The following is an 11,962-nucleotide window of genomic DNA, read 5'->3' as shown; positions in this document are numbered from 1 at the left end:
ATTGATTTTCAATCCTGGCTTTCAGGGCTGAGATCCGGGCAAAACACTTATACTCGCTATCGCTCTTTGACCCTTTAAGCGGAGAACTATATAATGAAACTGGCGATGATCGGCTTCGGGCAGGCCGGGGGCAAAATTGTGGACAAATTCCTCGAGTACGACAAGGAGACCGGCTCGGGAATCGTCCGCTCGGCTGTTGCGGTCAATACAGCGAAAGCAGACCTGCTTGGGCTAGAACACATTCCGGAAGAGAATCGAGTGCTCATCGGCCAGGCCCGCGTTAAGGGCCACGGCGTGGGCGCAGACAACGAACTCGGCGCGGAAATCGCCGAAGAGGACATCGACGAGGTACAGGGCGCTATCGACAACATCCCTGTTCACGAAGTCGACGCCTTCCTCATCGTCGCCGGTCTCGGCGGCGGGACGGGGTCGGGCGGGTCGCCGGTCGTCGCGAAACACCTCAAGCGCATCTACACCGAACCGGTGTACGGCCTGGGCGTCCTGCCGGGCAGCGACGAGGGTGGCATCTACACCCTCAACGCCGCTCGGTCGTTCCAGACGTTCGTGCGCGAGGTGGACAATCTGATGGTGTTCGACAACGACGCCTGGCGACAGACCGGCGAGTCCGTCGAGGGCGGCTACGACCACATCAACGAGGAGATCGTCCGGCGCTTCGGCGTGCTGTTCGGTGCCGGCGAGATCGAGGCCGGCGATAACGTCGCCGAAAGCGTCGTCGACTCCTCCGAGATCATCAACACGCTCGACGGCGGCGGCGTGTCCACCGTCGGCTACGCCTCCGAGGACGTCGAGGTCTCCTCCGGCGGCGGCGGCCTGCTCTCGCGGTTCAAGGGCGACGACTCGTCTGACGACGGGATGGACACGGCGAACACGACGAACCGTATCACGTCGCTCGTCCGGAAAGCCGCGCTCGGGCGGCTAACACTTCCCTGTGAGATTGAAGGTGCAGAGCGTGCCTTGCTTGTGATGGCAGGGCCGCCAGAGCACCTGAATCGAAAGGGAATAGAGCGCGGCCGGAAGTGGCTCGAGGAGCAGACCGGTTCGATGGAGGTCCGCGGTGGCGACTATCCGACCAACGCCCCGAAAGTGGCCGCGTCCATCCTGCTGGCCGGCGTCCACAACGTTCCCCGCATCAAGGAACTCCAGCAGGTCGCCATCGAGGCCCAGGACAATATCGACGATATCCGTAACCAAAGCGAAGATAACTTAGAGGACTTAGTCGAAGACGACGAAGATGAACTTGATCCGCTGTTCTAACAAGACCGCCGCACTCCTCTGTGTTGTCGCGCTGCTCGCGACCGCCGGCACAGCGAGTGCGTTCTCTGTCTCTGCCGAGGGAGTCCCGAGCGAGACAGCCGTCGAGGAAGAGGTGTCGGTGACGTACACGATTGACGACCCGTTCACCGACGCACCGAACGAGTGGACGCTCGCCGGCTCGACCGAACTCCAGGACGTTAGCTGGACGGTCACTGTGTTGCGTGCGGGTAGCCAGGTGAGCCAGGAAACCTACGGCGACCAGTCCTTCGAGCAGGACCTGGAGATCGACAATAACGGGGACCAGGTTCGCGTCGAGCTCGTCGGCACGACGCCGGCCATCTCGAACTACACGTACGACCCGGCACAGAACTATCAGGTCGCCTCTCTCAGTCGTATCAGCGGGAGCAACGAGGACGAGTTCCGCAACGACACCGCCCGTCACTACACTGAAGAGAGCCAGTCAGCGAGACAGGCAATCGACGACGCGCAGGCCGCAATCGACGAAGCCGGTGGGAACGAAGACGCCGAGGACCTAGTCAGTAGCGCTATCTCCTCCTACGAGAACGGGAACTTCCAGAACGCCCAGGACCTCGCCGAGGAGGCCGAAAGTCAGGCACAGCAGGCCCAGCAAAGCGCTCAGACCCAGCGAACGCTCCTGCTGGTCGGCGGCGGACTCATCGTCCTCCTGTTGCTGGTCGGTGGCGGCTACTACGCGTACACCCAGATGAGTGAGGACGAGTACTCCAAGCTGTAATGCGTCTCGTCGTCCCCGTCTCGGGGTCTGACCCCAAAACGCGACTTGCGTCCGTTCTTTCTCCCGACGAGCGCCGTGATTTTACCGAAGCGATGCTTGCAGACGTCGTCGACGCAGTGACAGCGGCGGGCCACGAACCCGACGTTATCTCGACGGCACCGCTCGACTGTGCCGCACCGCTCACTGTCGACGACCGCGGGCTCGACCCGCTCGTCAACGACCTGCTCGCGTCGATAGTGACTGACGGCGATGGCGCACTTGCCGTCGTGATGGCGGATTTGCCGCTCGTAACGCCGAAAAGTATCGAGCGACTGCTCGCCCCCGACGCCGACGTCGTGCTGGCCCCGGGTCTGGGCGGCGGGACGAACGCCTTCGTCTGTCGCCACCCCGAGTTCAGGGTCGACTACCACGGCGCGTCGATACGTGACCACCGGCAGATTGCCCGGGACGTGGGAGCCAGCGTTACCGAAGTTGACTCTCGGCGGCTCGCGACCGACATCGACGAACCGGGCGACCTCGCTGAAGTGCTGCTACACAGCGACGGCGCGGCCGCGGACTGGCTCATTGACGCCGGTTTCAGTCTGTCGCTCACAGACGGCCGTGTCACCGTGAGCCGCGAGTGAAGGTTTTTGTTCGTGGGGTGCACACCCCGGGACGTGATACCCGGCACGGACGCGCACGATATCGACATCGAGATCCCGGACGCCGACATCGAGCGACTGCTGTCGGTGATGCCCGGGGACGTCGAGGCCGCGTCGGCGCTGTCCTACTGCCGGAACGTGTTCCTGCCGCTGACGACCGCCTGCCGATACACCTGCACCTACTGCACGTACTACGACCCGCCGGGGCAGGCGGAGCTGATGGACCGCGAGGAGATCCGCGAGACCTGTCGCCGCGGGGCCGACGCCGGCTGTACCGAGGCCCTGTTCACCTTCGGCGACGACCCGGACGACCGCTACACCGCCGTCCACGACCAGCTCGCCGAGTGGGGCCACGACTCCATCCACGAGTACCTCCGGGAGGCCTGCGAAATCGCCCTGGAAGAGGGGTTGCTCCCGCACGCGAATCCGGGCGACCAGACGCGCGAACAGATGGCCCACGTCGCCGACCTGAACGCCTCGATGGGCGTCATGCTGGAGACGACCACTGAGGTGCAGGCTCACGGCGGTCCGCGGGCGAAAAACCCCGGCCAGCGGCTGAACACCCTCCGCGTGGCCGGCGAACTCGGTGTGCCGTTCACGACGGGCATCCTCGTCGGCATCGGCGAGGACTGGCACCACCGCGCCGAGAGCCTGCTCGCCATCCGTGAACTGCACGAGCGCTACGACCACATCCAGGAGGTCATCGTCCAGCCCGTCGTCGAGAACGAGCGCTGGCAGGGCGGCTCTCCCGACCTGGCGACGATGCGCCGGGTAACGGCGATGGCTCGCGCAGCGCTTCCCGAGGAGGTGTCGGTACAGGTTCCGCCGAACCTCGCGCCCGCCCGGGACCTGACCGACTGCGGTATCGACGACCTGGGCGGCGTCTCCCCAGTGACTGTGGACCACATCAACCCCGAGTACGAGTGGCCCGCGCTGCAGGAACTGACGGCCGTCGCCGACGCCGCCGAGGTGCCCCTGACAGAGCGGCTGCCCGTCTACGACCGGTTCGTCGATGACGGCTGGCTCTCGGAGCCCATCGAGGCGGCTATCGAGGCTGAGGACGACGACGGCGAACGGTTCCGGTCGATACTGGACCGTGGCGTGAATCCGGCGAGCGTGTGATCCCGCCCACTGGCCTCTGCGCATGAACAGCCGTCACGGTCAGAACGGATCCTGGACACTACTCACCTAGTCGACTAGGCCGTAGCTACACATGTACTGGCACACCAATACATATCATGCCTGGACGTGCCTCTGACAGCAGTGCCAGGCAGAATACTCTACCACGTCGACCACGGCCAGTGCCCAGCCGTGGTCCACTACTTCAGTCGAGCAACGGCGTTCCGTCAGCCTGTGGCCCGAGTTGCGGGCCGAGCACGTCGGCGTCGGGGTCGATGACGCGGCGCTGTTCGTAGTCCGTCGACCGCTCGACCGGTGTCCGGCCGATGGCGGTGATCATGTCGGCGTACTCCTGGAACGACCGGAACTCGCCGTAGTCGCCGCCGGCGCGCTTGGTGATCTCCTCGGAGAGGATGGTTCCCATGAAATCGTCCGCGCCGCAGGTGAGCATCTTCAGCCCTTGCGTGTCGCCGTATTTGACCCACGAGGACTGGATGTGGTCGACGTTGTCGAGGAAGAGCCGTGAGACGGCGATCAGCAGTTCGTCCTCGTCGATGGACGCGCCGCCGTCGACCATCCCGCGCTCGTACAGCGGCGTCTCCTCGTGGACAAAGGACAGCGGGACGAACTCCGTGATCGCGCCGGTCCGGTCCTGCAGGTCGCGGATGCGCTGCAGGTGCAGCGCGCGGTGGCGCTCGTTCTCGACGTGGCCGTACATCATCGTCGAGGTCATGTCGAGGCCGACCGACGCGGCCGCCTCCATCGCTTCGAGCCACTCGTCGGTCCCGATCTTGCCCGGACAGATGACGTCCCGGACCTCGTCAACGAGAATCTCGGCGGCGGTACCGGGCACGCTGTCGAGGCCAGCGTCTTGGAGGCGACCGTACACCTCCTTGTAGGACCAGTCGGTGCCGCGGCGGGCGTGATAGGCTTCCTCCGGCGTCATCGAGTGGAGGTGGACGTCGCCGACGTTCATCGCCCGAATCTGTTCACAGTAGGTGGCCGGGTCTTTCTCGTACTTGTCGGGCGATCGGTAGTTCAGGTCGCCGCGGTCGCTCGTCTCCAGTATCTCCCGGTGCTCGTCGTCCAGCGCGAGCGCGGGATGGAGCCCCGATACCGAACAGACCTCGTAGATGCCGCGGTCGAGGGCGTCCCGTACGATTTCGCGGGATTCACTCGGCGTCTTCGTGAAGCCGCCGTGGTCCTCCTGGTAGTCGCTGCGGAACTGCTCGGAGCGGTCCTTGAAGTTACAGAACAGACAGCCGGTGTTACAGGCCGTCGTGACGTTGTTGTTGAGGTTCGCGACGAAGGTGACCTCGTCGCCGACGACCTCCGCCCGGCGTCGGTCAGCCGCTTCGAGTACCTGCTCTTTCCGGTAGTGGTCGATGCCGTCCCGGTCGGTGCCCGTCGTGAGGAGTTCGACTGCGTCGTCGACTGTCAGTCGCGTCCCGTTTCTCGCCTTGGCGAGCGCGTTCTCGAACGACTGGGCAGTCGTCGGACGGTGCTCGAACTCGACGGAGCCGTCCGGCGTACCGACGGTCTCTGGGACGTCCGGCATTGCTGGACAGGAGGGAAAGAACGGTCAAAAACGTATGGGTACGCACATGGTCCACAAGGTCGACAGGTCCCCGTGTTTCGGGACGCAAGCGGCTGCAGTTCCGGAAGAGAGATCAGGTCGGCAATACGCCGCCGACCCAGCCCGCAGTCTCGATGACGATCCAGGCGACGAATACCGCGTAGGCGCCGAGCAGCGCATAGGATTCGAGTTCGCTCAACACGAGGTCGGTCCGGAGGGCGGTGAACAGGAGAATCGTCGCCCCGGTCAGGACACCGAACATCGGCACGGCCATCGCGAAATCGACGGTCCACGCGCCGGCGATGAAGACGCCGAGCGGGATGGCGACGAGCAGGTCGAACGTGTTCGAGCCGAGGACGTTCGCGAGCGACGTGACTCCGCGGTCGTCGCGGGCCGCTCTGACACTGACGAGCGTGTCGGGGAGACTCGTCGCCGCCGCCAGAATCGTCACGCCGAGCAGAAACTCCTGCACGCCGGCGGCCCGGCCGATGACTTTGACGGAGTGGACCAAGCTCTCCACCGCCACGAGAATGACCGCGAGGCCGAGCAAGAGAAAGAGCCACTGCCGCCCGACAGAGATACCGGCGGTCCAGTCTTCCCCCGGGTCGTGGTCGGCCGTGTCCTGGTACTGGATGAAGACGTACAGGCCGTAGAGCGCGAGCGGAATCGCCGCCAGCGGCCGCGTGATGACGCCCGTGAGCGTCGCCTCGCCGGGATAGTAGATGACCGCGAGCGCCATCGTGATGAGCAGGACTGAGACGGCGAGCATGTAGAACTGCGCCTCCTTGTAGACGAGCGTCCGACTCGATTCGAGTTCGTCGTCCGTGGCGATGCCCGCGACTGCGGGGATGATGAGAATATTGAAAATCGCCGAGCCGACGATTGCGCCCACACCGAGAGACATCGACCCGTCCAGCGCCGAGAGCACGACCGCTGCGACCTCCGGGAAGCTCGACCCGACGGCGACGATGATTGCGCCCTGAACGACTTCCGGGAGGCCGTAGTACGTCGCGAGCCGTTCGCTCGCGGATTCGAGCCAGTCGCTCCCTTTCCAGATCGCTGCCGTCGCGGCGACGATGATCGCAGCCTCGACCAACAGACTGGTAGCCATCAGGAGGTCAGTCGACAGCCCGACGGAAAACGTTGCCTTCCGAGCGCGAGTGATACTGTCTGTGACGAATTTCGCCACCGCGAACATTTCACAATAGTTACAGCCGACAGTATGAGAAACGTCTTTGTCCCCGGCCCGAAAGGCGGGCACAATGACGAGCGTCAAGGAATTCCGCGTGGACGAACCGGCGACGGCCGAAGACCTCGGCCGCGGCGCGTTCGTGTTCACGGACGACTACTCCGTGTTCGACTGGGGCAAGATGCCGGACCGGATCCCCGACAAGGGCGCGTCGCTGTGTACGATGGGCGCGTACAACTTCCAACTGCTGGAGGAGAACCACGTCCCGACACACTACGAGGGCGTCAGGCTCCCCGACAGCGACGAGGTGCTGGACCTCGGCGAGGCGCTGTCGGCCGACGCCGCCCCCGAGGAGATGGTCATCGAACTCACGCAGGTCCCGGACCTCCCCTTCGAGGACGGGCGCTACGACTACGACGCATACCACGGGGCTGCCGACGAGAACTACCTCATTCCCCTGGAGATCGTCTTCCGGAACCGCGTCGGCGTCGGGTCGTCGCTACGGTCCCGGACCGAGCCCGCCGACCACGGGCTCGACTACGACACCTGGCCCGAAGAGGTCGTCGACCTCGACGAGCCCATCGTGGAGTTCTCGACGAAATACGAAGAGCAGGACCGGTATCTCGACCGGGAGGCAGCCGACCGGATCGCCGGCACGGCCAGCATCGACCGCCTCGAAGAACTGGCTCGGGCGGTCAACCACATCGTCACCCAGCAGGCCGCCGAGGCCGATCTGGTCCACGAGGACGGGAAAATCGAGTGCCTGTACTACGACGGGGAGATACGCGTGGCCGACGTGGTCGGCACGTTCGACGAGAACCGCTTCTCCTACGGGGGCCAGCAGGTCTCGAAGGAGGTCATCCGACAGTACCACAAGCGCACCCAGCCCGAGTGGGTCGAAGCCGTGAGCGAGGCCAAAGAGCAGGCCGACGCGGAGAGCGTCGCCGACTGGAAATCGCTCTGTGCGGAGTCGCCAGAACCGCTCGATGAGGACGTAATCCAGGTCGCTCGCGACCTCTACTGTGCCGGCACGAACGCCTACATTGGTGGCGACGTGTTCGACGCGCCGTCGCTCGACGAAGCCGTTAGCGCCGCTGGCGAACTCTGAGCTGTTTGAAAGTACAGCGCGTTTTCAGTCGTCAGCCTCGATCTCACCGTCGTCCTCGGCGACGAACTCGCCGAGGCCGTCGATGGGACGGTCGGGGTTCAGCTGGTCGAGTTTCTCCGGTGCGCCGAGTTGGGCCGAGGTCTCCTCGGGGTCCCGAAGCTTCGTCCGGCCACGGTGGACGTTCACCTCGTCGTTGAGGTGGAGTTTGATGGCCTCGATGAGCGCTTCGGCTTCCAGCGGCTGGCCGATCTGCTGGAGTTCCTCTTCGGTGGCGTCGTCGGGGACGTTGAACGCGCGCTGGGTGATGATCGGCCCTTGGTCCAGGTCCGTCGTCACGTAATGGGCGGTGACGCCGGCGATGCGGACGCCCTCCTCGATGGCCTGCATGTACGCCGACGCGCCGGGGAAGGCGGGCAGCAGGCTCGGGTGGACGTTGATGATGCGGCTCTCGTAGCGGAAGACGACGTCCGGCGAGAGGATGCGCATATACCGGGCCAGCGCGATGAGGTCGGCGTCGTACTGCGCGAGCAGGTCGAGCAGTTGGTCCTCGTCCGGCGTCCCCTTCTCGTCGCCGATGTCGTGGAACGGGACGTCGTACTTGGCCGCCAGCGGTTCGAGGTCGTCGTGGTTCCCGATGACCACCTCGATGTCGGCCCCGAGGTCGCCGTTGGCCCAGGCCTCGAATAGCGCCTCTAGACAGTGGGACTCCTTCGTCACGAGGACGGCGATGGTCTGGGTCTCGCGGTCGGACGGGAACCGGACCTGCACGTCGACGCCGAGTTCGTCGCCGAGTTCGGTGAGGTCCTCGCGGAGCTTCTCCTCCGTCGTCACCATCTCGGACGTGTCGACGCGCATGGTCATCCGGAAGACGCCCTCCCGAACGGCCTGGTCGAGGTCCTCGATGTTGATGCTGCGCTCGAACAGGAGCGAGGTCACTTCGGCGATGAGGCCCGTATCGTCCTCGCCGACGACCGTAATCTCGGTCAGACCGCGCGTCACGATTCCCACCTCCGGACAGCGTCGTGATTCATTTGACCCAGAGTCGGCAGTCCCTCGGCAAAAGCCTTCGTTTTCCACCTAGCGTGGAGACCAACGCTTTGTGTGTCGCTCCGTGTATATATGGCCGTGATGAGTGATTCGCCGACCGTACTCTGTGCCCAGCCGGATTCCGACGAGCGTGTGGAGACGGTCGACGCGCTCCCGCGAGGACTCCATCTGCACCCACACGATTCTCTCGGGCGAGGCGATGGTCGCCGAGGCCACCCACGAGGACCCTCGCTTCGCCGAAGTTGACGCACTGAAACGGCTCGACAGCAGGTCTTACGCCGGCGTGCGAATCACGGACAAGGAGGGGCGGGCTATCGGCGCAGTGTACTGTACCGACGGCGAGCCGCGGCGCTACACTCGGACCGATCTCGACGTACGCCAGCGGCTACACGCGAGTCCCCACCGGTATCTGCACGCTGACGCGGGCGACCTCGACATCCGGGTCAAAGGGCTGACCGACCAGCCGTCCGACTGGACGCCGGTCAGCGCCGGGACGTGACCTGCCGGGAGAACACAAGCGTTTTCTCCGCTGCCCGCTCGCTTGCCAGTAATGACTGCCTTTACCGCGACCGTCACCGTCCGGCTCAAGCGGGGCGTCCTCGACCCCGAAGCCGAGACGACACAGCGCTCCCTAGAACGCCTCGGTTTCGACCTGAACGACCTCCGCTCGGCGGACGTGTTCGAACTGGACCTCGACGCCGACAGCGCCGAGGACGCGGCCGAACGCGCCGAGGAGATGGCCGAGCGGCTCCTGGCGAACCCCACCATCCACGACTACGACATCGAGGTGGCACAGGCAGAATGACCATCGCCTCGAAACTGACGGCAATGGTCAGTACTGTCTCACGGAGGGGGCCCGCGTGACCATCGCCGTCATCCAGTTCGGCGGCTCGAACTGCGACCGCGACTCCGTGCAGGCTCTGGAGTCACTCGGCTTCGGCGCTGAACTCGTCTGGCACGAGGACGGCCTCCCCGAGGATGTCGACGGCGTCGTCCTCCCCGGCGGTTTCTCCTACGGCGATTACCTCCGTGCCGGTGCGATGGCCGCCCGCTCGCCCATCATGGCCGAAGTTCGTGAGGCAGCGAGCGAAGGCACGCCAGTGCTTGGCATCTGTAACGGCGCACAGATCGGCTGTGAGTCGTCGCTGACCCCCGGCGCGTTCACGACCAACGAGAGCGCCCGGTTCCAGTGTGAACACGTCCACCTGCGCGTCGAGAACGCCGACACACCCTGGACCAGCCAGTACGAGGACGGCGAGGTCGTCGAACTCCCCATCGCCCACGGCGAGGGCCGCTATGAAATCTCCGACGACCGCTTGGACAAACTCGAAGCCGAAGACCGTATCCTGTTCAAGTACTGCGACGAGGACGGCAATGTGTCCCCCGAGGCGAACCCGAACGGCTCGAAACACAGTGTGGCCGGCGTCACCGGCGAGGACGACCACGTCGCCGTCATGATGCCCCATCCCGAGCGGGCGACGCTTTCGGACCTGGGCCGGACCGATGGCCAGGGCGTGCTCGAGGGCTTCGCCGAGTAACGCCGCCGACTTCGACTTTCATTGCGGTGGTTTCACAGAAGATCTGAACCGGACGCGTAGTCGCACCGCTACGGAGTTCGTTTCAAAGGGGAAGGGACCAGCGGAGCGTGTGACATAGTCCGGCGGTCCCTAGTCCAGCTTTGTGGGTCAAGCCGTATAAGCGCACGCTTACCGGAGTGTAAGTGAAATCGCCAGTTATGGGTCCGCTGTCGGCGGCTGCGGTACACGCGACCCTTCCCGGTCACCGACGAGCAGTTCGCCGTCGAGGAACCGTGCCGTCCGGGCGTCGGTGGGGTCCTCGAACAACTGCTCGGGCGGGCCGGTCTCGACCAGTTCGCCGTCGTGAAGGAAGGCCATGTGGTCCGAGATGCGTTTCGCCTGGTGCATGTCGTGGGTGGCGACGACGACGCCGACGCCGCGGTCCCGCGCCCGCTCGATGGCGTTTTCCAGCAGCGCCGTGTTGTACGGGTCAAGGTTCGATGTGGGTTCGTCCAGCAGCATGACCGCCGGGTCAACGGCGAGTGCCCGCGCGAACGCGACACGCTGGGCCTCGCCGCCGGACAGCGAGAGCGCGTTCTGGTCGACCGATTCCGCAAGTCCGACCGTTTCGAGCGCGGCCATAACGGTATCGGCGGGCCGTGACGAGCCGACGAGTTCGCCGAGACTCCGGCGAACTCGGGCTCGCCAGGGTTCTCTGACGCGCAGGCCGTAGGAGACGTTCCGATGGACGGGCGCGTTGAAGAGGCTCGGCTCCTGAAACACCATACTCACCTGCCGGCGGATACTCAATCGTTCGTCGTCAGCCATCGCCCAGATATCGTCGCCGTCCCATGCGACCGTTCCATCGTCGGGTCGGCGAAAGGTCGCAAGCAGGCGCAGCAGCGTCGTCTTGCCGGTGCCAGAGGGACCGACGACGGTGACGACTTCCCCCGGTTCGACCGCCAGCGAGACGTTCTGGAAGACGGTCGAGCCGCCGAACCCAGCATTTACCTCGGTCACGGAGAGCGTCATACCGAGCGCTCACCCCGGCCCTGATTCCTGAGCCACGATCCCAGTCCGTTGACGGCCAGCACGAGCGCGAGGAGTATTACGCCGAGAACCAGACCGACCTCGTAGCGCCCCTGCCGTGCCTCGACTGTTATCGCCGTCGTCAGTGTCCGAGTGTAGGACTGTCCGTCGCTGTAGACGATGTTGCCGCCGACGATGAGTATCGATCCGACCTCGCTGATGGCCCGGCCGAACCCGGCAAGAATGGCGGTAACGATGCCGAAACGGGCCTCCTTGATGACCGCCAGCCCAACGTCGACTCTGGTTCCGCCCATCGCGTAGGCCGCGTCGCGGACCGACTGGTCGACGCCCTCGACCGCCGAGAGGCTGACGCTCAGCAGGACCGGCGTCGCGAGGATGAACTGGGAGAGTATCATCGCCCGCGGGGTGAACGCGAGGTCGAGGCTCCCCAGCGGGCCGCTGTTTGACAGAAGAATGAGGACGACTAGCCCGACGACGACGCTCGGGAACCCCATGCCGGTGTTGACGACGGCTGTGACCAACCGCTTCCCGCGGAAATCGGTGAAGCCGATACCCAGCGCGACGGGCAGGCTGAACAGCGTACTAAGACCGACGGCGGTGAGGCTGACGTACAGCGAGACGGTGACGATGCTCACGACGTACGTCCAGCCGCCGTCCGGGAGCTGTGCTTGCAGTGGAATCATCGG

Annotated in this window: 13 protein-coding genes; 8 read left to right on the top strand and 5 right to left on the bottom strand. The window is 64.9% G+C overall.

All coding sequences use genetic code 11. The features are described 5' to 3' along the window. Positions 1-93: 93 nt before the first annotated feature. From ACNO8S_RS02090 to cofG, 4 genes are read left to right on the top strand one after another with little or no spacing between them, the layout of a single operon-like run. Positions 94-1,275 (top strand): tubulin/FtsZ family protein, encoded by a 1,182-nt coding sequence (locus ACNO8S_RS02090; protein ID WP_005536054.1) that lies wholly within the window; start codon positions 94-96, stop codon positions 1,273-1,275. Then, entirely contained in the window at positions 1,253-2,029 is a 777-nt protein-coding gene (locus ACNO8S_RS02085) for a hypothetical protein (protein ID WP_050007444.1), read from the top strand. Before ACNO8S_RS02090 ends, ACNO8S_RS02085 begins: the two co-directional genes overlap by 23 nt. Next, positions 2,029-2,652 carry a 2-phospho-L-lactate guanylyltransferase gene (cofC, locus tag ACNO8S_RS02080; protein WP_014039499.1) on the top strand — a complete coding sequence of 208 codons (624 nt, stop codon included), beginning with the start codon at positions 2,029-2,031 and terminating at the stop codon, positions 2,650-2,652. Before ACNO8S_RS02085 ends, cofC begins: the two co-directional genes overlap by 1 nt. A gap of 33 nt (positions 2,653-2,685) precedes the next feature. Continuing rightward, the gene (gene cofG, locus ACNO8S_RS02075; RefSeq protein ID WP_014039498.1) at positions 2,686-3,792 is read left to right on the top strand and encodes a 7,8-didemethyl-8-hydroxy-5-deazariboflavin synthase subunit CofG; all 1,107 of its coding nucleotides are present in this window, start codon (positions 2,686-2,688) and stop codon (positions 3,790-3,792) included. A 202-nt stretch (positions 3,793-3,994) separates the two neighbouring features. Here cofG and cofH read toward each other — a convergent pair whose 3' ends face one another. Continuing rightward, positions 3,995-5,347: a 7,8-didemethyl-8-hydroxy-5-deazariboflavin synthase subunit CofH gene (gene cofH, locus ACNO8S_RS02070; RefSeq protein ID WP_050037537.1), complete on the bottom strand. Its 1,353-nt coding sequence runs from the start codon at positions 5,345-5,347 to the stop codon at positions 3,995-3,997. Between the two features lie 112 nt (positions 5,348-5,459). Next, positions 5,460-6,476: a sodium:calcium antiporter gene (locus ACNO8S_RS02065; RefSeq protein ID WP_050038269.1), complete on the bottom strand. Its 1,017-nt coding sequence runs from the start codon at positions 6,474-6,476 to the stop codon at positions 5,460-5,462. 151 nt (positions 6,477-6,627) lie between these two features. On the opposite strand from ACNO8S_RS02065, the gene ACNO8S_RS02060 reads away from it, so the two are divergent. Further along, the gene (locus tag ACNO8S_RS02060) at positions 6,628-7,662 is read left to right on the top strand and encodes a phosphoribosylaminoimidazolesuccinocarboxamide synthase (RefSeq protein ID WP_014039495.1); all 1,035 of its coding nucleotides are present in this window, start codon (positions 6,628-6,630) and stop codon (positions 7,660-7,662) included. Positions 7,663-7,686: 24 nt separating this feature from the next. On the opposite strand, the gene ACNO8S_RS02055 is transcribed toward ACNO8S_RS02060, so the two are convergent. After that, positions 7,687-8,670, bottom strand: a complete 984-nt coding sequence (locus ACNO8S_RS02055) for a formyltetrahydrofolate deformylase (RefSeq protein ID WP_014039494.1) — start codon at positions 8,668-8,670, stop codon at positions 7,687-7,689. A 145-nt stretch (positions 8,671-8,815) separates the two neighbouring features. On the opposite strand from ACNO8S_RS02055, the gene ACNO8S_RS02050 reads away from it, so the two are divergent. The 3 genes from ACNO8S_RS02050 to purQ are packed head-to-tail and all read left to right on the top strand — an operon-like array spanning position 8,816 to position 10,247. After that, entirely contained in the window at positions 8,816-9,208 is a 393-nt protein-coding gene (locus tag ACNO8S_RS02050) for a GAF domain-containing protein (protein WP_023843121.1), read from the top strand. Positions 9,209-9,259: 51 nt separating this feature from the next. After that, positions 9,260-9,514, top strand: coding sequence for a phosphoribosylformylglycinamidine synthase subunit PurS (gene purS / locus ACNO8S_RS02045; RefSeq protein ID WP_014039492.1), 255 nt, complete (start codon positions 9,260-9,262; stop codon positions 9,512-9,514). 55 nt (positions 9,515-9,569) lie between these two features. After that, the gene (purQ, locus tag ACNO8S_RS02040) at positions 9,570-10,247 is read left to right on the top strand and encodes a phosphoribosylformylglycinamidine synthase I (RefSeq protein WP_420182400.1); all 678 of its coding nucleotides are present in this window, start codon (positions 9,570-9,572) and stop codon (positions 10,245-10,247) included. Between the two features lie 195 nt (positions 10,248-10,442). On the opposite strand, the gene ACNO8S_RS02035 is transcribed toward purQ, so the two are convergent. Together ACNO8S_RS02035 and ACNO8S_RS02030 are read right to left on the bottom strand one after the other, a co-directional pair. Beyond that, positions 10,443-11,258 (bottom strand): phosphate ABC transporter ATP-binding protein, encoded by an 816-nt coding sequence (locus ACNO8S_RS02035; protein WP_014039490.1) that lies wholly within the window; start codon positions 11,256-11,258, stop codon positions 10,443-10,445. Then, complete coding sequence (locus tag ACNO8S_RS02030; RefSeq protein ID WP_014039489.1) at positions 11,255-11,959, bottom strand: ABC transporter permease; 705 nt, start codon at positions 11,957-11,959, stop codon at positions 11,255-11,257. The genes ACNO8S_RS02035 and ACNO8S_RS02030 overlap by 4 nt, the downstream gene beginning before the upstream one ends. Between the last annotated feature and the right edge of the window lie 3 nt (positions 11,960-11,962).

The organism is Haloarcula sp. KBTZ06, assembly GCF_048595605.1.
GTDB lineage: Archaea > Halobacteriota > Halobacteria > Halobacteriales > Haloarculaceae > Haloarcula > Haloarcula hispanica.
This window is presented reverse-complemented; position numbering and strand designations above follow the sequence as displayed.

What these genes read in the sequence shown, in the direction of transcription:
- ACNO8S_RS02060 (WP_014039495.1), top strand. Translation starts at nt 6,628, where the DNA reads ATGACGAGCGTCAAGGAATTCCGCGTGGACGAACCGGCGACGGCCGAA.
- ACNO8S_RS02065 (WP_050038269.1), bottom strand. Translation starts at nt 6,476, where the DNA reads ATGGCTACCAGTCTGTTGGTCGAGGCTGCGATCATCGTCGCCGCGACG.
- purS (WP_014039492.1), top strand. Translation starts at nt 9,260, where the DNA reads ATGACTGCCTTTACCGCGACCGTCACCGTCCGGCTCAAGCGGGGCGTC.
- cofC (WP_014039499.1), top strand. Translation starts at nt 2,029, where the DNA reads ATGCGTCTCGTCGTCCCCGTCTCGGGGTCTGACCCCAAAACGCGACTT.
- cofH (WP_050037537.1), bottom strand. Translation starts at nt 5,347, where the DNA reads ATGCCGGACGTCCCAGAGACCGTCGGTACGCCGGACGGCTCCGTCGAG.
- ACNO8S_RS02035 (WP_014039490.1), bottom strand. Translation starts at nt 11,258, where the DNA reads ATGACGCTCTCCGTGACCGAGGTAAATGCTGGGTTCGGCGGCTCGACC.
- ACNO8S_RS02090 (WP_005536054.1), top strand. Translation starts at nt 94, where the DNA reads ATGAAACTGGCGATGATCGGCTTCGGGCAGGCCGGGGGCAAAATTGTG.
- ACNO8S_RS02030 (WP_014039489.1), bottom strand. Translation starts at nt 11,959, where the DNA reads ATGATTCCACTGCAAGCACAGCTCCCGGACGGCGGCTGGACGTACGTC.
- ACNO8S_RS02085 (WP_050007444.1), top strand. Translation starts at nt 1,253, where the DNA reads ATGAACTTGATCCGCTGTTCTAACAAGACCGCCGCACTCCTCTGTGTT.